We start from the raw sequence: 20,083 nt of genomic DNA on the forward strand, positions 1-20,083 counted from the left end.
TCATCCTCTTAAACTTTTAAGTAGGTGTAGCCAGCAAGGCAGTCTTCGTAAAAGTCTATCAATTGCACGCCTTGGCGAGGTTTTATCTTGCCACGACTGATTTCTTTGTCGATTTCTTTCTTCACTGCTTGTGCCAAAATTGCTGGCGTGTATTGCATGGTAGATAATACGCCTTCTACAGACGTACCATTAACGACCTCTTCCATATAGAAGTCTTTTGGATCATCGTCATAACTGACAATGTGCACTTCGTTTAAGCGGCCAAATAAGTTGTGCATATCGCCCATCACATCCTGATAAGCACCAGTAAGGAAAATACCAATAAAGTAATCTTCACCTTGGTTAAGCTTATGCATTGGAATGTGATTCGCGGTGACTTCATCACCAATGAAATTATCTATTTTACCGTCGCTATCACAGGTGATATCCACAAAAGTACAGCGCTTGGTTGGGCGCTCATTTAAACGTGACATAGGCACAATTGGCAATACTTGGTCAATCGCCCACGAGTCGGCGGCCGATTGGAAGACAGAGAAGTTCGCCAAATATTGTGATGATAATTTATCGCCTATTTCGCGTAATTCTTCCGACACAAACTCTTGTTGTTCAACAAAGTCGTTAACCTTATTCAGTGTTTGCCAATATAAGGTTTCGATTTTTGCCATTTCTTCTAAATCAAGCACGCCAAGTTTAAACGCTTGTTCGGCTTGCTCTTTAAGCTGACTAATATCGTTGTAAGTTTCTTGGAAGTTGTGTTGATCAAGCGTGGCTTTGTAGTCGCGCATATTACTTACCATAATATGCTCACCAGTTGCTTTACGTGTATTGTAACCATTAACACCTGGGGTTATCTCACCGATAACTTTAGTTACCACACAAGAGTGGTGGGCGGTAATCGAACGACCACTTTCACTGACTAAGTTAGGGTGTGGTACCGATTGTAAGTCACAGGTTTGCTGAAAACCATGAACAATATCCGCAACATATTCGTGCAAGCCGTAATTGCAACTCGAATCGTTGGTTGATTGGGTGCCATCATAATCAATCGCTAAACCACCGCCAACATCAACATACTCCAACTCAACGCCAAGTTGGTATAAACGCGAATAAATAAGCGAAGCTTCTTGAACAGCCTCTTTAACTGCGCGAATATCGGTTAGCTGACTGCCAATATGGAAATGTAGCAGTTTTACGCAATGCAGTAAGCCTTCTTCTTCAAGGTACTCTTTTGCATTGAGCATTTCACTAATACTTAAACCGAACTTAGCGCGCTCACCACTGCTGCTTTCCCACTTACCACGGCCTTTAACCATCATCTTGGCGCGAAAGCCAATCATTGGCTCAACATCTAATTCCTTGGCTAACTTAACCAGCGTGATAAGTTCTGAATATTTCTCAATAACAACAATGACTTTTCGACCAATTTGGGTACCTAATAAGGCTAAACGTAAGTATTCTTCGTCTTTGTAGCCGTTAAGAATCGTTAACGCTTTTTTATTGGTGTTATAGGCAAGAGCCGCTATAAGCTCAGGCTTAGAACCAGCTTCTAAACCATAGTTAAAACGATTACCTGCAGAAACGATTTCTTCAATCACCTCTCGCATTTGATTCACTTTAACCGGGAATACGCCTTGATAAATCCCTTCGTAATTGGCTTGCTCAATCACTTCGCGGAAGGTTTTATTGAGTTGCTCTACTTGTGAGCGCAATACATCATGAAAGCGAATAACAGCAGGGAATTCAACGCCTTCTTGCTGCATTTCTTCAATGACTTCTTGCATATTAATTTTTAAATTGGGCTGGTCATAACGAGGCGTAACCATTAGGTCACCCGTTTCACCTATTTCAAAATAGCCATTACCCCAACGTTTAACGCGATAGGTACGCTCTGCATCTTCAATCGTCCAAGATGATGCAGAAAGTTGCTCGGTTTGCTTGTTCAAATTGTTATTTTCCTGCTAAACACAATAATAATTCGCGAACGACCTTGGCCGCGAATACATCACTATTACCTGTGCTGTCGATGCTCGGCGATAATTCAACCACATCACAGCCGACAAAATTTTTGTTACGTAAGATCTTACAGAGGCTGACAAAAGAATGAAAATCTTCACCACCTGGCTCAGGCGTGCCGGTACCAGGGAAAAAGCTCGGATCAAAATAATCTAAATCAAAGGTTAAATAGATAGGGCGTTGATCATCTATCGCACTCACCATATCTAAAAACTGTTGGCGAGATGTCGCCAGCGTGTTGTGCTCACGCATATATTGATATTCTTCTTTGGTACCCGAACGAATACCGTATTGAATTAAACTGTGACCAGCTTGGAAGTGGTCTAGGCTGCGGCGAATAATCGACGCGTGCGAATAATGATAGCCTTCGTAACCGTCACGTAAATCAGCGTGCGCATCTAAATGAATCAGTACCATATTAGGGTACTGTTTTAGGTAAGTTTTGATCGGCGCATAAGAAATAGAATGCTCACCACCTAAGGTCATCACTTTAACATTATGCTTGTTTAAGTCGACGTTGCTAAAAAGTTGCTCAAAGTCGTCGCTTGCCGATTGCCATTGCTGCTCGGTGTGCTTAGAGTCATCGTAATTGACACCACCCAGTAAACGTAAGTTACCTAAGTCTACAAAGTTGACATCTTCAATGTCAGCATCAAGGTATGGCGAATAAGACTCAATACCATCAGACACGGCGCGAAGGGCGTCCGGACCATCTTTGGTGCCTTTGCGAAAACAGGCGGTACCATCAAAACCAAAGCCAATTAAGTGGGTATGATTGGCGTAAATACCATCACCCGCTTTGGCAAAATCGTATAAACATTCAGGTGCATTTAGAGGCACAGTGATATCAGCTACTTTACTTGTCATAACACAGTTACATCTATGAAAATAATGGGCGGCAATTATGCGGAAATTTCTCTTAAAGTATAGCGTTTTTTTTCATCTATAATACATAAAGCTATTTTATTGGCTTTATTGTTAGTGCTTAGCTTAACTGTACTTTTTTAATGACAAAATATCTTGCCTATCAGCGAACAAAACGTACAATGCGCGGCGAAGCAATTTAGCTAACAATAACAACCATTCTGTAAACCCTTTTATCTTTGAGGATCCGCTATTGTTTTTCGAAGGTTCAGAAAAAAAAGCCGAAGTCACCATACAGCCAGGTAGCATGTCATTATTAACTGACGTTGATGATAACTTTTGGGCTGAATTGGTAAAATGCTGTAACGCACAAATTCTTTCTTCTATTAGCAACGACGAATGCAAAGCCTTTTTGCTTTCTGAGTCGAGCTTGTTTGTTTGGCAAGATAGAATATTGATTTTAACGTGCGGTGTTACCCATTTGGTTAAGTCGGTGGAATACTTTATCGAACACATTGGCATGGAAAAAATTGCCCATGTGTTTTATCAACGTAAAAACGAATATTTCGCACAAGCACAATTCAGTGCCTTTGGCGACGATATTAAGCTTCTTAACAAATACATGTCGGGTAAGGCGTATCGTTTTGGCGAGCTAGATGGGCATCATAATTATGTATTCCATCAAGATAACAATTATCAAGCGGACAGCGAAGATAAAACCTACGAGTTATTGGCTTATCAAATCAGTGAAAAAGCATCGACCATGTTAACTTTGCCAGGTTTGAGCTCTCGTCAAATTCGGAATTATTTGCAACTAGAGCAAATGTTACCAGGATTTGAACTCGATGATTTTGTCTTCGATCCGTTCGGTTATTCGGTTAATGCCATTAAAGGCAGTGAGTATTTAACGATTCATATTACCCCTCAAGCGGGCAGTAGCTATGTAAGCTTTGAATCGAACTTGAATTTAATCGAACTTGCACCGCAAATTTTGCAGATATTAGAGCCAAACTCGTTCGACTTACTGGCGTTTAATGAACCCCAGTTTGCGACCATGATAGAGCAACATATTCCGGCGCATTATGTAAGCCAATCGAAGGTGGCTGATACACTTAACAATGGCTATCAGCTGAGCTTTGTTAATTATATTGTCCCGCAACAAGAATTTGCCAAGCCAAGTGAGCTTGATGTTACAGGAGAGAACCATGCACTCTGAGTTATGGATTGAAGAAAAGTTTGAAGACTTTCTTGGCTTGCGTATCAAAGTCGAAAAAGTATTGTTTTCGGGTAAAAGTGAATTTCAAACCGTTGACGTGGTAGAGACAAAAGCGCACGGAAAAATGCTATTAAACGATGGCCTGATTATGGTTACCGAGCGTGATGAGTTTGCTTACCATGACATGATCGCCCACGTGCCTTTATTTGTTCACCCAAATCCAAAAAATGTTTTGGTTATCGGCGGTGGTGACGGTGGCACAGCTCGTGAAGTGTTGCGCCACAAAAGCGTTGAAAAATGCACCATGGTAGAAATCGATGGCATGGTGGTAGATGCCTGTAAAGAATTTATCCCGCAAACCTCGTGTGAGCTCGATAATCCAAGACTTAACTTGATCATTGGTGATGGTGTTAAGTTTGTTAAAGAAACCACTGAAAAGTTTGATGTGATCATCGTTGATAGTACCGATCCGATAGGTCCGGCAGCGCCACTATTTGGCCCTGAGTTTTATGCAGACGTATACAACTGTTTATCTGAAGATGGCTTAGTCGTTTCACAAGGCGAATCATCTTGGTATGCCTTAGAGATTCAACAATCATTATTAAAAGTACTTAATGATGCATTCCCACAAACTTACTTATATAGTTTCAGTAACTTAACTTACCCAGGTGGTTTGTGGAGCTTCTCGTTCGCTACGAAAAAGTATCACCCAATCAAAGACTTTGACGCCGAGCGTGTTAAAGCCAGTGGCTTAGACTTTGATTACTACAATGCTGAGTTGCATACCGCAGCATTTGCACTGCCAAGCTTCGCTCGCAAAGGTTTAGCAGGCTTAATTGGTAACGATTAACTTGCCAAACGTATGAGATAAGGGAGCTTCAACGCTCCCTTTTTTATTGCTATTTGGGTTGTGCATGTAATAGTGTAATGAACATCGTATACGTCTAATCATCGTCATCTTTTGGAGTTATTATGCTACTTTACGGGTCAACCACATCGCCGTTTGTTCGCCGTATTCGCTTGTTCACCCATTCGATTCCATTGCCCTTCAAGGCCATGGATATCTTCACGGAACAAGACAGAGCCCAATTACGTGCCAAGAATCCCACCTTAAAAGTGCCGTTTTTACTGGATGATGAACAATGTATTTATGACTCGCGGGTTATTTTTCGCTATTTGGTCGATAAGTTTAAGCTGAAGCCGTTGTCATGGTCGCAGGAGAATCTATTAACCATCATTGATGCCATTAATGACTCACTGGTTTCATTATTTTTATTAAAACGCAGTGGCATTGATAGCAGTCAAGATAAGTTGTTTTTTAACTTACAAAAAGAACGAATAGAGCAGGGCATGCAAGCATTAGAGGATGCGTGTATGCAAGGGGATTTTAACGACTGGCATTATCCAAGTATTTGTTTGTTTTGTTTATTAGACTGGATCAGATTTAGGGAATTATTAGACTTAGCGGCATACTCAAAGTTAAGCCAATTTCATCATGGTCATCTAGCGCGAAAAGAAGTGATTGATACCGATCCTAGATAGATACGCCGAGTATGCTGTGCTGGACACTGTGGCTAGGGAAAATAGGGTGGCTAAAAAAGAACAAGCCGCTTAAAAGCAGCTTGTTCATTATGCGGCATCCGATGTTAATAGGTGCAATCAGTAGTATGCTAGAGGTTCACTTTCACACCAACCGCAATGTCATTGTTGTCATTACCTTGGCTACCGTCGGCATTGGTACTGTCATTGAAACGCATTTCAAAAAACATCACGCCAACGTTATCCATAAAAGGATAGTCAGCACCAATTAATTCATAGTTGATTTCATATTGGTTTTCAGAGCCATCTGAAGTTAGGCGATTTGCGCCAGCGTATACACTGGTACCATAGTCCATGGTATAGCGTATGATAATCTCGCCACCTTCGGCATCAATTAGATTACCGGCATTGTCGATTTCATGAAACTCTGAATTAGCATAGGTGATAGCGGCATATAAACCGTCGTTAAAGGTACCATAAGAGGCAGCAAAGACGTTAACAACGTCATCCTCATCACGAGAGATACCAAATATGTCTTCGTTATCAGCACCCGCTTCTAGCTCAGCAATATTTGAAGAGAAGCCGAGCCAAACGGTATTATCAAACTGATAAGAAAGCGAGATACCATAGCCATTACCTACAGTACCTAAATCGGCACCATTTAATAACGAACATATATCGGCAAACTCACCATCGGGTAGTGCTGAATCACATTCAGGAACATTTAATACAACACGTTCATCTTGCGCTTGATATTGTAAGCCAAGGTTGAAGTTACCAAAGCTTTTGCGCCAAGTGAGAGCTTGCTCGGCACGACCGGTACCTGATAAACCACCGTCACCTGCAAAGTTATATACGCCAGCGGCACTACCACCCCAATAGTTGAACATATCGGTTCTACCGGCGACATCATAGTAAACCCCCCACTGCTTACCAACAGCGATTTTGCCCCAATGATCGTGAGTAAACGTTAAGTGGCCCAGTCGAGAAGAAAAGGTATCGCCAGAATCTCCCGCAGCTAAGTTGGCATCATTACCAACGACGCTTACCGAAAAGTTTTTGTTGTTTTCGAAGCTCATCGCCCATTCAGTGGTAATTCCAGCAGTCCAACCAGAGCCGATTTCCCGTTTGACATCAAACCCCCAACGAGAGCCACCATCGGTAATTTCATCGCTGCTTGAGTTACTTTCAAAAACGAGGCGTAGGATGCCTCGCGTGCTTACAGAGGTTTTTTCATCTTTGTAAATTTCGATGGCGCTAACAGTGCCAGACAACACACAAGACAACGCAGCAACTATAATAGAAAGCTTTGTTTTCATTCCTGAACCCTTTTTAATCTTCAATTTTTCTTTATATCAATCAAGTATATGCAACATTGATGATTTTTCCTGCGATTAACTAAATAAATGAATAACGGTATCAGAAGTCGACTATTGAGCAGGGATCTTGCCATAGCAAATAAGTATAAGAGGAAGACTTGTTAATACATTTTTATCTGCTTATAACCTAGAGTTACATCTTATGTTCAGTTATTATATGGCGGAATTTTTATACGGGGTTTGTTGTTTTTGTAACTCAGTTACGCATCCGCAAGTACATCTTATTGAGTTAAAACGGTGAACGCATTTACTGCACTAAACCGTGCCAATGAGAGAGCACTGACGGCGTAACAAGGCTGGGTTGACGGCACCAATAATAGTTAGAGATCTAAAGATCCACACAACAGAGTAAGAAGTCGAATATGTTAAATCTCACCGATATTCAGGTAGCTCAAAACGAAATTTATCTTGATAACAACGCCACTACGCCGGTTTTACCTGCAGCTGCGCAAGCTGCTATTCATACCATGAATCTTTGTTATGGTAATCCAAGTTCTTCGCATATGACCGGCATTAAAGCTAAGTATATTTTAGAATCTACCCGTTCTCTTGCTCGTCAGGTGTTAGGTGCTGATACTGGCAATATTATTTTTACCTCAGGGGCAACTGAAGGTATTCAAACATCGATTATTTCTGCTTTAAACGCCGTCCGTGACAAAGCGAAACAAGTCGAAAACCCTATTTTGTTGTACGGTGCAACGGAGCACAAAGCGGTACCCGAAACCTTAAAGCATTGGAATCTTATGCTTGGTATCGAAGCCGATGTTGTCGCCATACCTGTTGATAGTAACGGTTTGCTTGATCGTCAGTTTATCGCGAATCACGCACCGCAGGCTCTGATGATTTGCACCATGATCGCAAATAATGAAACTGGCGTGATTCAAGATCTTAGCGAGCTTGAAAAAGTGATTCGAACTCATAATCCAGACATATTATGGATGGTAGATTGCGTACAAGGCTTAGGTAAAGTTGATTTACTGCTATCGACAACCAGCATCGACTATGCGCCATTTAGTGGCCACAAGTTGTATGGTCCTAAGGGCATTGGTTTGTTATACGTTCGCGAAGGTGCACCGTATACACCTTTTATTGCTGGCGGTGGTCAAGAAAGTGGTTTGCGTTCAGGCACCGAAAATTTGCCGGGAATTGCCGCTCTTAATGCCATATTTAAACTGTTAGTTGATAAAAATGACGATACCTTTAAATCGCATGAGGTGTTAGTTGCCTATCGTCAACAATTGGCAGAGACCCTAAAACAGGCATTTCCAGCAATTGTGTTTAATCACGACTTTAACTACTCACTACCGACAACCTTAAACTTTTCGGTTAAAGGCTTATCGAGCAAAGATATTATGGATTTGTTCGATGCGGCAAAAATTCGTGTTAGTGCGGGCTCGGCGTGTAGCTCAAAAGTGACAGGTAGCTTCGTGCTTGATGCTATGGGCAAGCCGACGTGGCAAAGTGAAGGGGCTATCCGTATGTCGTTTGGTCCAGCCACCACACAAGAAGAAATTGATCAAGCATGTGACGCGATTTTAAATGCGGTACGTGCGCTGCGTAATTCATGCTTATTACTTTCCGACAGTAATGAAGAAATAGACAGCAAAGTAGATGGCTTACAACAGTGGGTTTATGACAACCAATGTACATGGTGCTATGTAGATAAAGCGACTAAAGAAGTCGTGCTTATAGATCCTGTGGCGGCACTTTCGGAAAAATTCACAACGTTTGTTCAATGCCAAAATTACAGGGTTAAAGCCATTATTAATACCCATACACATTTACATCAAGCTGATAGTGACTGTGCGGCAATGTTACGTGAAATTGTTAGTAATAATATGGCGACGTTAGAGGTAGACGAACATGGCTGGCCACAAGATTTATGTGAGCAAGTAACACTTGCTGATGGCTCTTTAGCACGAGCGATTAGCGTTGGTGATAAGCAACTGGTACGCGTTAATACTCCTGGTCATACCGACAACAGCATTGCTCTGTTACTAGTCAATGGCAGCGCAAGCTCGATTAACGTAGACAGCGTTGAATACGTATTTGTTGGCGACACCATTCAAATTGGTGGTATTGGTCGTTCAGATTTCATTAATAGTGACAGCGCTGCATTGTATGACAGCTTGCAGTTACTCAATAATAACGTCAGCGATGCGGCTTTGTTATGTCCTGCGCATGACTACACTCAGTTTTTTACCACCACGTTTGCAATAGAAAAGACAAACAACTCACTACTTGCGGATGTTTGCAACGAGCAAATCAGTAAAGCGGATTTTGTTCAGGCAAAAGCTAAACTCGATGCACAAATCGAAGTGAGTCAGCAATCACAATATTGCGGCAAAATTGAACTGAACCGAGCGACTGGCTTTGATGTGGCGCCGGAAGAGTTAAACCAATTTTTAGCCAACCACCCTGAGGTTACGGTCGTTGATGTACGTGAACCACATGAATTTGCAGCGTTTAAACAAGAGTATTGGCAACAACAAAAGTTGATCAATGTGCCGTTAACGCAGCTAACGCAGTTTGTGCAAAAAAATATTCGCAATCAGCCGCAACATGGGTTTATTTGTGTGTGTCGCAGTGGTAGTCGCTCAGACGCTGCCGCAAAAACACTTAAACGCATGGACTTTGATAATGTCTACCATGTACCGGGTGGTTTTGCGCTAATTAGCTAATAGGTCATAGTCGTTTGCAGACCTTTAAGTGAGGGGCTCGATCTGTTTAAAGTCATCTATAGTTAAATAATTAATAATGACAAGACAAAAGAGAGCTCCCTATGTCGCTAAAATGGACCGATTCGCTAGAGATTGCCCTGGATTTAATTGAACAACACCCTGACGTTGATCCCAAGCAAATTCGCTTTACCGATTTGATGGACTGGGTGTTGGCATTAGAGCGATTTGATGACGATCCTAATCATTGTGGCGAACGTGTGCTAGAAGCGATCCAGCTGGCTTGGATCGATGAAATGGACTAGCAGGTCTGATCAGTTATCTTTTTGTAATCATAGAGTAATCTATATTGCCTAATTAGTATAAAAATCTGTACAATATCCGCCATTTTGAAAATCGCGGATAACCAGATGAGCGCAGACAGCAGAAAAAGACCGATTTATATACCTTATGCAGGCCCAACACTATTAGAAACCCCATTGTTGAATAAAGGCAGTGCCTTTAGTGCCCAAGAGCGCGTAAGTTTTAATTTAACTGGTTTGATCCCACCGCGTTTTGAAACGATCGAAGAGCAAGTAGAGCGTGCTTACATGCAATACTCAAGCTTTGAAAAACCTATTCATAAACACATTTATCTGCGAAATATTCAAGATCAAAACGAAACCTTGTTTCATGCGTTAGTACAAGCGAATCTTGAAGAGATGATGCCAATTATTTACACGCCAACCGTTGGTGATGCGTGTGAGCAATTTTCTGATATTTATCGCTCAAATCGCGGTCTATTTATTTCATACTCTGAGCGCCACCAAATTGACGATATTTTACAAAATGCTACTAAGCACAAAGTGAAAGTTATCGTAGTAACGGATGGTGAGCGTATTCTTGGTTTGGGTGACCAAGGTATTGGTGGTATGGGTATTCCTATCGGTAAGCTGTCTTTGTATACATCATGTGGTGGTATCAGTCCTGCGTATACGATGCCAATCATGTTAGATGTTGGTACCAATAACGAAGAGCTACTTAACGATCCTATGTACATGGGCGCTCGTCATAAACGTATTAGCCAAGAAGAATACGATGAATTTGTTGATATGTTCATTAAGGCGGTTAATCGTCGCTGGCCTGGTGTGTTATTGCAATGGGAAGATTTTGCTCAAGCCAATGCAATGCCGCTGTTAGAGCGCTACCGTAATGAAATTTGTTGTTTTAATGACGACATTCAAGGAACAGCCTCAGTAACGGTTGGTACCCTATTAGCAGCATGTCGCACCAAAGGTCAAAAACTGTCTGAACAGCGTGTCGCGTTTGTTGGTGCTGGCTCTGCGGGCTGTGGTATTGCTGAGCAAATTATTGCGCAAATGGTAAGCGAAGGCCTTCCAGAAGCTGACGCGCGTAGCCGTGTGTTTATGGTTGATCGTTTTGGTCTATTAAGCGAAGGCATGGAAGGCTTACGAGACTTCCAAGAAAGGTTGGTACAATCTCAGCAAACATTGCAACAATGGACATTCTCTGGTGAATTCCCATCATTGCTTGATGTTATTAACTGCGCACAACCAAGTATTTTAATCGGTGTTTCAGGCCAAGCTGGCTTATTTACCGAGCAAGTTATCAAGGCCATGCACGCTAACTGCCCAACGCCGATTGTGTTCCCGTTGTCGAACCCATCGAAACAAGTTGAAGCGCGTCCGGAACAGGTTATCGAATGGACTGATGGCGATGTCATTATTGCCACAGGTAGCCCGTTTGAGCCGATTGAATACAAAGATACTGTTTACGATATCGCTCAATGTAATAACTCATACATTTTCCCGGGTATTGGTTTGGGTGTATTGGCAGCTAACATTAAGCGCATTAGCGATGAGATGTTAATTGTTGCAAGTACCACATTGGCTGAAGAGTCGCCACTAGCGAATACAGGTCGTGGTGGGTTATTACCGCCGATTACAAAGATTGCTGAAATCAGTAAGAAGATTGCCTTTAACATTGCTAAACTAGCGATGCAGCAAGGCCTAGCGCTTGAAATCAGCGATGAAGAATTACTTGAGAGCATTGAAGATAACTTCTGGACCCCAGAATACCGTCAGTACAAGCGCTCAACGATTTAATTGTTAACACGTCTTTCGATCTAAGATTAAAGCCTCGATTTATCGAGGCTTTTTTGTACCAATGAAACTTTCCTCAGCTAAATAACATTAAAGGTCGCGTTAAAAATAAAAAAGCACGGTTAGTACCGTGCTTTTATCGTTAAATGAATGCGAAATTTTAGTTGTTAATCCGCTTTCTTCTCGCGATACGCTTCGCCTTCGGTCATCCAGATTGGTGCAGGCTTACCTTTTAAGTAATGATCAAAATATTGCATCATCTTAATGGTGTAGTCGACCTTGTTAGGGTACTTCTTAAGGTGATGTGGCTCACCTTCGTATTGCAGTAAAATCACGTTTTTATCTAATCGACGCATAGCCAAATACATTTCTACACCTTGTTGCCATGGTACCGCATCATCGATATCACCAAACTGCATTAACAGTGGTGTGGTAATACGATCGGCAAAAAATACCGGTGAGTTTTCAATGTATAAATCACGACGTTCAAACATGCTGGCGCCAATGCGACTTTGACCTTGCTCGTATTGGAACTGACGTGCTAAACCGGTGCCTAAACGAATGCCAGAGTATGCACTGGTCATATTCGATACGGGCGCGCCAGACACTGCTGCTGCGAACATATCGGTTTGGGTAATCGCTTGTAGGGTTTGGTAACCGCTCCAGCTATGGCCGTGTAAGCCAATAGCATCTGGATCGGCAACGCCCATGTCGATGATTTTCTGCAGGCCCGGTAAAATCGATTTGTTGGTCGAGTCACCTGGGGTACCTATATCAAAGTGCACATCCGGTAAGAAGATGGCATAGCCATTTGATGTATAAAGTGGGAAGTTCGGACGATGGTTAACCTTCATTTGGTTAAACTCGTACATACGTTGGCTAAATAAGCGGTAGTAGTACACCACAACAGGGTATTGCATGCCTTCAATGTAGTTGGCTGGCTTGATTAAAATACCTTGATGCTTTTCACCATCTAACGAATTCCATTCAACAAGCTCTGGAGAACCCCATAAAAACTCATCAATTTGGGGGTTAACATCGGTAATTTTTTTACCATTGGCTGGGTTTAAGTCTGATACCCAAATATCAGGAAATTCGTTAAAGTCCTCGCGACTAAAGATGATTTTATCAGCGTCTTTTGCTTTACCAATAAAACGATATCTTTTGTTATCTTCAACAAGTTTGCTCGGCGCGTCATCACCGTCTAATGTTAGCTGATAAAAACCGTAGTTTTTCAGTTCATGGTTGTAGCTTGTTAGCAGCAACGACTCATCTTCAGCAAAAAAATCATTTTCTTTATCAAGGTCATTAATACGAAAACGCAGTGAGTTTGGTCGACCAACAGTACAGGTTAAACAGCTGGCATCGTCACCATCGATAGGTAATAACCAAATATCGTATTTGTCGTAAACCAATACGCCCTCATCGTCTTCTAACCAGCCGGCAATGCCATAACCAGGCGCTTTCGATGGGTAGTCATGATCTTCATCAGCAAAGCTGACATTGATGTTCGCGGTTAAGTTGGCTCGGGTGTCTTTTTTGCTGTCATACGACCAATAGGCACCATCTTGATAGTAAGCAGCGTAACGACCAGATTCACTAACTTTTACTGGGGTATAGCTGCTTAACTTTTCAGCGATAAGGTGCTTATCACCGTCGTCCAAATCGACCAAGTAGAAATCAGAAAAGAATCCTTCCCAAGTCCGTAGTTTACGGTATTTTAAATCAGACTGACCAACAACAGCATGCTCATTGTTTGTCGCTTTAACGTTAATCAGTTGCTTATCAGCAAGCATCACCACGTCTTTATCATCAACATGATATACCGCGGTAAAGAAGGCTTTTTTATCGTGATCGTATTGATATTTTTCATTGGTCTTAATCAATGGATCGTCGCCATGCCAAACTTGCAGATCACGTTTTGAGGTGATTTTTTCTAGGTTATATAAGTCTTGTTGATTTTCTGGTTTGGCATCAATATCCTCGCTTGCTGCAACCACAGGTTTAAAACCAAAGAATAAGCGTTCGTCATCGGCCGACCATGTCAGCTTATTAGTATTGCTAACAAACCAGTTTTGTTGCTCACTGATGTCAACGCTGTTGATGCGTTGTTTGTTGGCATCCCAAATGTATACACTATGCTGGCGAACATCTTTCTTGTCGATAAAGCTGCCTGCTAAAAACGCTAGCTGGTCGCCATTGTGGCTCCAAGTTAAGTGATCAAAGCTTGCTGCATCGGTTTTGGTGATTACAGAAGTACTGTTATCGGCAAGGTTGAGCACATATAAACCGTTGTCTTTGCCGTCTTCTGTAGAGATCGAATAAACCAATAGATCTTTGTTAGGTGAGAAACTATAAGCGTCAACATTTTGTATTTGTTGGGTATTCGCGTTAGCTAAATTGGTTATCGTTAAATCGAATTTAATACGCTTGCTGTTATGCAACTTGGCAGTTTCTGTTTTATCTGCCTTCTCAGTGGTCGTTGATGACACTTGCTCAGCATTTTTTTCTGCTGACTCTTTAGTTGCCGTTGTTTCATCTTTGTCGCTTTCTGGTTCTGTCTGCTTGTTGGTGAAGGCCACAAAGCCAATGACATCGCTTAGTTGATAGCTTTCAACTTTGTCAGCTAGTGTTTCTGCACCCGTTGCTAGGTTGATAACCTTCAATTGGTTTTTAAGCTTTTTCTTTTCTTTTTTACTGGCTTGCTCGGTTGCAAGTAAACTAGGCTTGATAAGCGTCGCAGCGTATTTACCATCGCTAGATACGTTACCAGAACTACCTAGTTCAACGCTAAAGGCTTTATCATTTATAGTCGATATCACATGAAAGCTACTATCACCACGATCTGGCTTTGCTACATATGATAACCAATTACCATTGTCATTTAGCTGTGGAGATTTAATCTCTTTAAACTTCATAACATCGGTAACTTCTAGAGGGCGTTGCTCTTCGGCCATGGTAATTGGACTTAAACAAGAGGCGATACTTACGGATAGTGCCAAGCTGAGTTTTGGCATAGTTAACAGGTTTTTTGTTTTCATAATTTGCCTGATCATCAATGGTTTGTTCCGATTATGCGGTTTCACCGTAACAAATCAACCTTATTCCCGATTAACAGCAGAAAATTGGCGATAAATAGGGTAAGGTTGAGGCATAAATTTGCACAAACCATAAATTGATAATTTGCCCATGTATCACAGACAACAAGCCATTGGTAATTGGCATCGCGCCGAGCATGATAGCGATGAAAACTACAGTGAATTTGCCCAACTATTTGCCGACGGCAGCTTCTCGTTTACGTTTTATACCTATAAAAAAGACGGCACGTTAATTGAAGAAATGACCGAAATTGGCGACTGGGGCATCGTCGGTAATATCCATTTCACCATCACTAAAGGTGAGATAATTGATCGCAAGCAGTATGATGCGGATATGGATAATGAAGACAATTATCAGGCTTATAAAATTGTTGAATTAACCGATAAAAAATTCACCTACCAACATGTGATTACAGGTGAAAGCTACACCCTGCAACGGGTAGCGGGTGATTAAGTAGAATTAAAAAGTTCTGCTAAACTTACGTTAATATCTTTAAAGTTAATAACTTAAGTTGCACTGCGGGGAAAAACCCAAGCAACAACGGCTCATAGTAGGTCAAGTCTAAGTTAAGTGAAAAGTAAGGCAAATCATGGAACAATCCAGTAAAAGTAGCGCTGTTAGACGCGATCCATCTAAGTTCCCAAGTGATGCAAATGGCAATATGTTGTGGCATATGGCGCTCGAAGGAGACGACTTAAACCGCCCTCGAGAAATTCAATTTTCGGTTATTTTCCCATCGCAAGAATTAGCGCTTAAATTTGGCGGACTGTTGCTTGCTAATAATCAGAAACTTTCGTTTTGCCCTTACCTTGAAAATCCTGAACACCCATGGGAGATCACTGCTTATCCTGAAATGGCGGCCAGTTATGACAACATAGTCGCTTATCAAAGTTTACTTGAAACTCATGCAAGAAAATTTGATGGCGTTTACGATGGCTGGTATTGTCCTCCACAAGGTTAACTATTTTACTTGCTAGAACTACAGCATGTCACAAATCGATGTATCAAAACTGAAGTCGTTTAATAAGCTAACGGCGAAATCGTATAACGATCAAAAAGCCCTCATTAAAAAGGTATTAATGGGGCGCGTCATGAATTGCCAAGGGTGCAAGCAAGTGATTAAATTTCACGAAAAACAAGCCAACAATCCGGCTAAAATTGCTTGTACTAAGGGGTGCACAGATATAGAACTTGATATCGACCTTTAGGTAAGCTGTGAATTATTTAGCTCATCTTTATTTTGCCAAGCCCACGACATATTCGATGGTTGGCAACTTAATGGGCGACTTTATGAAAGGGGTCGATATTACTGAACTGCCCACGGCAACCGCTAAAGGCGTCCTTAATCATCGCTTAATTGATAAATACACTGATAACCATCCCATTGTTCGCCAGTTAAAACCACGCATAACCACTGAGCGTCGCCGCTTTGCCGGACTCATTATTGATGTGGCTTTTGATCATTTTCTCGCTCGCCATTGGCAACAATATCACTCCCAGCCTTTGCCTGATTTCTGCCAGCAAGTTTATGACTTACTTAACCAATATCCACACTCATTACCTGGGCGCATGCCTAGGGTTGTAGAGTCGATGAGCCAAGATGATTGGCTGTCTGGATATCATCGCATGCAATTAACAGGGCAGGCGATAGACTCAATCGCCAAGCGCATTCGTTTTAACAACAATTTAGCTGGCGCGATTAGTGAAGTAGAGCTGCACTATCAAGCATTTGAACAGGCTTTTTTGACGTTTTTTCCGCAGTTGCAAGCGCATGTGCAACACCATAATATTGAACAATAGCATTCACTAACTGCGCAGTTATTATCAGCGAGCCGTTTGTTTAGCGGCTATACTGACATGCAATTACTGCACATTAAAGGAAACTTAATACCAAGGTGACGGTTTTGCAAAGTTTGGTTTTAGGCTTTGATATAAGGCTTTATCGTTGTCGGTGTTGAGCTATTTTTATATACTGCACAACCTAACACTATAACGATAAGAGTCACTATGAACTCATTTATAAAGAAAATCGCTGGCGTTTGCTTGTTTGCCATTGTTATGCTGATTATTGGCAAACTGGTTGATAACGATCCGGCGACCCATCAAATTAGCAGTTTTATCACTGAACAACGCATTGATAAAACCGTAGAAGGCTGGAAGCAAAACCTACCTAAACCTCCGCAAGTTGCCTTTGCTGAAAATAAAAACTACATATGGCGTTTAAGAACCAACCAAGGCGATATCACCATCGAGCTATGGCCACAATATGCGCCAATGCATGTATCAAGCACCATTTACTTAAGTAAGTTAGGCTTTTACGACAATTTGACTTTCCACCGCGTGATCCCTGAGTTTATGGCGCAAGGTGGTGATCCTATGGGGACAGGCCGTGGTGGCCCTGGTTACCGTTATGACGGTGAGTTCCACAAAGATGCCACTCACGCTGAAGCGGGTATTTTATCAATGGCAAATGCAGGTCCGGGTAGTGATGGCTCACAATTTTTTATTACCTTTGAAGACACTAAGTTTTTAGATGGTCGTCACACCGTATTTGGTAAAGTTATTACTGGTATGGAAACCTTAAAGAAAATCGAAGCGTTAGGTAGCCCACGTGGTAAACCACAAAAAGAGATTAAAATTTTAACGTCTAGCATTATTGTAAAAAACAAAAAGCAAGATTAGTTAAAGCTCTAAGGTAATCAAAAAGGGTGTGTCAGTTTAATTACTGCCACACCTTTTTTTATGTCGCGACTCTAGCTGTTTTAGCCCTTATAAAAAACTGCAAATATCGTCAAATGGCTTTTTAGTTTGCGCGTGTTTAGGGATGGTAGCATCATCGGCTGGGTAGCCAGCAATTAACAACATATAGGCGCGCTCGTTATCATCGCGCTGACAAATCTTATTTAAAAACGACATTGGCTTTGGCGTATGAGTTAGGGTTGCGAGGCCTGCATTATGCAGTGCAGTAATTAAAAAGCCGGTAGCAATACCAACCGATTCATGCACGTAGTAATTGGTGTTACGATCGTTAACATCAAGGCCACCTTTTTTCTGGCTAAAAATAGCAATCAGCCAGGGTGCAGTTTCTAAATAAGGTTTACTTGCATCGGTACCTAATGGTTTTAACGCATCTAACCATTCATCACCCGCACGACCATTATAAAAGCCTTGCTCGTGTAATTCTGCTTGCTGGCGAATTTGCTTTTTCACATCGCTCGATTCAATCGCACAAAAATGCCATGGCTGGTGATTGGCGCCACTTGGCGCACGTCCTGCCGCTTTAATGCAGTTTTCGATAATTTCCCTAGCAACAGGCTTATCGCTAAATTTACGAATGGAATGACGGCGTGAAATATCGGCAAGAAATTGCTCTGAGCGCTGTCGCATTTGCTCTGGTGGGTATTCAATAAAATCGCTAAGCGGTGAACAATCATGATCTTGCATGGTAAAAGCGTCCTGTTGTTATTGTATTGGTGATCTCTAGCGCATACACAAAGGTATACTGCCAATAAAATCACTATAAACAGGAAATGGTCGTTAATACAAGAAGCTAGTGCAGCAAGCAAATACAAGAAATAACAACGACAATCAACAATGCCGTTTAGTCATAGTAAGTGAGTGATGTTCTCTGTGTGCCCCGTCGCGACAGGTTTTTTAGTCGATTTGCTAGGGGCGCGAGTTTTTATTTAGACCTGATATGTGAGAATTTTGTTAGTAAATGCTTACCAAAGTAAAGACAACGAAAACAGAATAAAGCTGGCACCAAACGCCATTTTTATGCGCGCTTTATTCGTATCGCTTATCGCTAACGCATTGGACTTTTTGCCCACATAGGCATACAGCATTGGAAAGGTAAACGCAGAACACATGCTAATGCTCATTAGCGGGATAAACTGCTCCGCCATAGGTTTAGATGCATCAACAAACTGCGGCAACAGTGCACTAAAGAACAACAACGCTTTAGGGTTAGTAATCGCCACAGTAAAGTGTTTACGCCACATATGGCGACGTTTAATCGAGCGAGCCACCATTGCAGCTCCACTAGCCTGAGCTCGCGCAGAGCGGATGATATTCACGCCTAAATAGCACAGGTAGCTACAACCAAGTAGCTTTAACAGTGTAAATGCCGTTGGTGAGGCTAGCACTAAGCTAGTTAAGCCCATGGCTGATAGCGCCGCCAATATCAATATCGCCGCCATATGACCGGTTACCGCCACACCCGATTTACGCATACCCGCCATTGCACCATTTTCAGCGGCAACAAAATTCGATGGACCAGGCAAAGCAGCAACTAAAGCTGACATGGTGGCATAAGTAAGGTATTCAGTGATCATACAGGCTACAAAAAAAAGAGGACAACAAACAAAATCAGCGCGCATTATACGGATATTTACGGCTATGTCTGCCTTTGTGATGTTAAAGTTTGTGGCGAGTTAGAGGATAACGGCGGATGTGGAAGATTTAGATATAACACTACAGCATGATTGAAGAGCTGAAAGCCATTTACAGGCTAAACAAATAGCACAAATGATATTAATACTAACAAGTTACAAATTAAACCAGCTTCTTTTTCAGAAGCTGGTTTAGAAAGCTGACTAAAGAAGTGCTGCTTTCTTTTCTTCGTATTGTTCCTTGGTTAGGACACCTTTTTCGAAAAGTCCGTGAAGCTTTTCTAAACTATCAAGATCTGAGCTTGTGGTATTTTTATTCAAGCTAATAGTTGAATTTTGTACACCTAGCTTTTCATTTTCTTCTTGTACAATTTTGTATGTAAAATATGCATCTAAGCACCACCATACAAATAAAGCGATCAGTAATACATAACCTATTACGATGATCAATGTAGCAAAGCCTAGTGCTAAAAGTACTAACTGAGCAACACCGGACTTTGGGCGACCTAAATAAAAACGATGAACGCCTAAAAACCCTAAAAACCACCACAGTAAATATGCAACTAATATATTTTTGCCTTCAATATTCATTTGAACGCTATAGTTTTGTTCACTCATGAACCATTCCTTATTATTTTATATATATCCTACCCTCGATCATTTTTGATTAAGGGAAACTGGATTTTTACATTATTTTAACGGTGTTTCAATCTAGGTTTTTATGTGCCGAATTTATGAGTGGTAATGTTTGTTATTAAGATTAGTTATGACTTAGGATTTAAAATAAAAAAGCGCCTTGCGG

The 20,083-nt window shown here is 41.5% G+C and carries 18 protein-coding genes; 11 read left to right on the top strand and 7 right to left on the bottom strand.

Features of this window, described 5'->3' with window-relative positions:
• Nucleotides 1–8: 8 nt before the first annotated feature.
• On the bottom strand, nt 9–1,943 hold the full coding sequence (gene speA, locus ACAX20_RS02500; protein ID WP_371188314.1) for a biosynthetic arginine decarboxylase: 1,935 nt from the start codon (nt 1,941–1,943) through the stop codon (nt 9–11).
• 4 nt (nt 1,944–1,947) lie between these two features.
• Complete coding sequence (gene speB / locus ACAX20_RS02505) at nt 1,948–2,880, bottom strand: agmatinase (RefSeq protein ID WP_371188316.1); 933 nt, start codon at nt 2,878–2,880, stop codon at nt 1,948–1,950.
• Between the two features lie 250 nt (nt 2,881–3,130).
• On the opposite strand from speB, the gene ACAX20_RS02510 reads away from it, so the two are divergent.
• The 3 genes from ACAX20_RS02510 to ACAX20_RS02520 all read left to right on the top strand — a co-directional run bounded on the left by ACAX20_RS02510 (nt 3,131) and on the right by ACAX20_RS02520 (nt 5,635).
• On the top strand, nt 3,131–4,093 hold the full coding sequence (locus ACAX20_RS02510) for an adenosylmethionine decarboxylase (RefSeq protein WP_371188318.1): 963 nt from the start codon (nt 3,131–3,133) through the stop codon (nt 4,091–4,093).
• Nucleotides 4,083–4,943, top strand: a complete 861-nt coding sequence (speE, locus tag ACAX20_RS02515; protein WP_371188320.1) for a polyamine aminopropyltransferase — start codon at nt 4,083–4,085, stop codon at nt 4,941–4,943. The genes ACAX20_RS02510 and speE overlap by 11 nt, the downstream gene beginning before the upstream one ends.
• Before the next feature lie 122 nt (nt 4,944–5,065).
• Entirely contained in the window at nt 5,066–5,635 is a 570-nt protein-coding gene (locus ACAX20_RS02520; protein ID WP_371188321.1) for a glutathione S-transferase family protein, read from the top strand.
• A 128-nt stretch (nt 5,636–5,763) separates the two neighbouring features.
• Here ACAX20_RS02520 and ACAX20_RS02525 read toward each other — a convergent pair whose 3' ends face one another.
• Nucleotides 5,764–6,951 carry a porin gene (locus ACAX20_RS02525; protein ID WP_371188323.1) on the bottom strand — a complete coding sequence of 396 codons (1,188 nt, stop codon included), beginning with the start codon at nt 6,949–6,951 and terminating at the stop codon, nt 5,764–5,766.
• Between the two features lie 422 nt (nt 6,952–7,373).
• On the opposite strand from ACAX20_RS02525, the gene ACAX20_RS02530 reads away from it, so the two are divergent.
• From ACAX20_RS02530 to ACAX20_RS02540, 3 genes are all read left to right on the top strand, one after another.
• Nucleotides 7,374–9,692 carry an aminotransferase class V-fold PLP-dependent enzyme gene (locus tag ACAX20_RS02530; RefSeq protein WP_371188325.1) on the top strand — a complete coding sequence of 773 codons (2,319 nt, stop codon included), beginning with the start codon at nt 7,374–7,376 and terminating at the stop codon, nt 9,690–9,692.
• A 101-nt stretch (nt 9,693–9,793) separates the two neighbouring features.
• On the top strand, nt 9,794–9,994 hold the full coding sequence (iscX, locus tag ACAX20_RS02535) for a Fe-S cluster assembly protein IscX (RefSeq protein ID WP_371188326.1): 201 nt from the start codon (nt 9,794–9,796) through the stop codon (nt 9,992–9,994).
• Between the two features lie 105 nt (nt 9,995–10,099).
• On the top strand, nt 10,100–11,794 hold the full coding sequence (locus ACAX20_RS02540; RefSeq protein WP_371188328.1) for an NAD-dependent malic enzyme: 1,695 nt from the start codon (nt 10,100–10,102) through the stop codon (nt 11,792–11,794).
• Between the two features lie 164 nt (nt 11,795–11,958).
• Here ACAX20_RS02540 and ACAX20_RS02545 read toward each other — a convergent pair whose 3' ends face one another.
• Nucleotides 11,959–14,832 carry a prolyl oligopeptidase family serine peptidase gene (locus ACAX20_RS02545; protein WP_371188330.1) on the bottom strand — a complete coding sequence of 958 codons (2,874 nt, stop codon included), beginning with the start codon at nt 14,830–14,832 and terminating at the stop codon, nt 11,959–11,961.
• A 148-nt stretch (nt 14,833–14,980) separates the two neighbouring features.
• On the opposite strand from ACAX20_RS02545, the gene ACAX20_RS02550 reads away from it, so the two are divergent.
• From ACAX20_RS02550 to ACAX20_RS02570, 5 genes are all read left to right on the top strand, one after another.
• The gene (locus tag ACAX20_RS02550) at nt 14,981–15,343 is read left to right on the top strand and encodes a hypothetical protein (RefSeq protein ID WP_371188332.1); all 363 of its coding nucleotides are present in this window, start codon (nt 14,981–14,983) and stop codon (nt 15,341–15,343) included.
• A 136-nt stretch (nt 15,344–15,479) separates the two neighbouring features.
• On the top strand, nt 15,480–15,851 hold the full coding sequence (locus ACAX20_RS02555; protein ID WP_371188334.1) for a ribonuclease E inhibitor RraB: 372 nt from the start codon (nt 15,480–15,482) through the stop codon (nt 15,849–15,851).
• 25 nt (nt 15,852–15,876) lie between these two features.
• Nucleotides 15,877–16,098 carry a hypothetical protein gene (locus ACAX20_RS02560; protein ID WP_371188336.1) on the top strand — a complete coding sequence of 74 codons (222 nt, stop codon included), beginning with the start codon at nt 15,877–15,879 and terminating at the stop codon, nt 16,096–16,098.
• A gap of 7 nt (nt 16,099–16,105) precedes the next feature.
• Nucleotides 16,106–16,690: an ACP phosphodiesterase gene (locus ACAX20_RS02565; RefSeq protein ID WP_371188337.1), complete on the top strand. Its 585-nt coding sequence runs from the start codon at nt 16,106–16,108 to the stop codon at nt 16,688–16,690.
• 207 nt (nt 16,691–16,897) lie between these two features.
• The gene (locus ACAX20_RS02570) at nt 16,898–17,572 is read left to right on the top strand and encodes a peptidylprolyl isomerase (RefSeq protein ID WP_371188339.1); all 675 of its coding nucleotides are present in this window, start codon (nt 16,898–16,900) and stop codon (nt 17,570–17,572) included.
• Nucleotides 17,573–17,659: 87 nt separating this feature from the next.
• On the opposite strand, the gene ACAX20_RS02575 is transcribed toward ACAX20_RS02570, so the two are convergent.
• The 3 genes from ACAX20_RS02575 to ACAX20_RS02585 all read right to left on the bottom strand — a co-directional run bounded on the left by ACAX20_RS02575 (nt 17,660) and on the right by ACAX20_RS02585 (nt 19,899).
• Nucleotides 17,660–18,334, bottom strand: a complete 675-nt coding sequence (locus ACAX20_RS02575) for a nitroreductase family protein (RefSeq protein WP_371188340.1) — start codon at nt 18,332–18,334, stop codon at nt 17,660–17,662.
• 278 nt (nt 18,335–18,612) lie between these two features.
• Nucleotides 18,613–19,224, bottom strand: coding sequence for a LysE family translocator (locus tag ACAX20_RS02580; protein WP_371188342.1), 612 nt, complete (start codon nt 19,222–19,224; stop codon nt 18,613–18,615).
• 261 nt (nt 19,225–19,485) lie between these two features.
• Nucleotides 19,486–19,899: an NINE protein gene (locus ACAX20_RS02585; protein ID WP_371188344.1), complete on the bottom strand. Its 414-nt coding sequence runs from the start codon at nt 19,897–19,899 to the stop codon at nt 19,486–19,488.
• Between the last annotated feature and the right edge of the window lie 184 nt (nt 19,900–20,083).

The sequence above is a fragment of the Thalassotalea sp. Sam97 genome (assembly GCF_041379765.1).
Taxonomy (GTDB): Bacteria; Pseudomonadota; Gammaproteobacteria; order Enterobacterales; family Alteromonadaceae; genus Thalassotalea_A; species Thalassotalea_A maritima.

What these genes read in the sequence shown, in the direction of transcription:
- ACAX20_RS02560 (WP_371188336.1), top strand. Translation starts at nt 15,877, where the DNA reads ATGTCACAAATCGATGTATCAAAACTGAAGTCGTTTAATAAGCTAACG.
- ACAX20_RS02585 (WP_371188344.1), bottom strand. Translation starts at nt 19,899, where the DNA reads ATGAGTGAACAAAACTATAGCGTTCAAATGAATATTGAAGGCAAAAAT.
- ACAX20_RS02525 (WP_371188323.1), bottom strand. Translation starts at nt 6,951, where the DNA reads ATGAAAACAAAGCTTTCTATTATAGTTGCTGCGTTGTCTTGTGTGTTG.
- ACAX20_RS02555 (WP_371188334.1), top strand. Translation starts at nt 15,480, where the DNA reads ATGGAACAATCCAGTAAAAGTAGCGCTGTTAGACGCGATCCATCTAAG.
- ACAX20_RS02550 (WP_371188332.1), top strand. Translation starts at nt 14,981, where the DNA reads ATGTATCACAGACAACAAGCCATTGGTAATTGGCATCGCGCCGAGCAT.
- iscX (WP_371188326.1), top strand. Translation starts at nt 9,794, where the DNA reads ATGTCGCTAAAATGGACCGATTCGCTAGAGATTGCCCTGGATTTAATT.
- ACAX20_RS02530 (WP_371188325.1), top strand. Translation starts at nt 7,374, where the DNA reads ATGTTAAATCTCACCGATATTCAGGTAGCTCAAAACGAAATTTATCTT.
- ACAX20_RS02540 (WP_371188328.1), top strand. Translation starts at nt 10,100, where the DNA reads ATGAGCGCAGACAGCAGAAAAAGACCGATTTATATACCTTATGCAGGC.
- ACAX20_RS02545 (WP_371188330.1), bottom strand. Translation starts at nt 14,832, where the DNA reads ATGAAAACAAAAAACCTGTTAACTATGCCAAAACTCAGCTTGGCACTA.
- ACAX20_RS02575 (WP_371188340.1), bottom strand. Translation starts at nt 18,334, where the DNA reads ATGCAAGATCATGATTGTTCACCGCTTAGCGATTTTATTGAATACCCA.
- speB (WP_371188316.1), bottom strand. Translation starts at nt 2,880, where the DNA reads ATGACAAGTAAAGTAGCTGATATCACTGTGCCTCTAAATGCACCTGAA.
- speE (WP_371188320.1), top strand. Translation starts at nt 4,083, where the DNA reads ATGCACTCTGAGTTATGGATTGAAGAAAAGTTTGAAGACTTTCTTGGC.
- ACAX20_RS02520 (WP_371188321.1), top strand. Translation starts at nt 5,066, where the DNA reads ATGCTACTTTACGGGTCAACCACATCGCCGTTTGTTCGCCGTATTCGC.
- ACAX20_RS02570 (WP_371188339.1), top strand. Translation starts at nt 16,898, where the DNA reads ATGAACTCATTTATAAAGAAAATCGCTGGCGTTTGCTTGTTTGCCATT.
- ACAX20_RS02580 (WP_371188342.1), bottom strand. Translation starts at nt 19,224, where the DNA reads ATGATCACTGAATACCTTACTTATGCCACCATGTCAGCTTTAGTTGCT.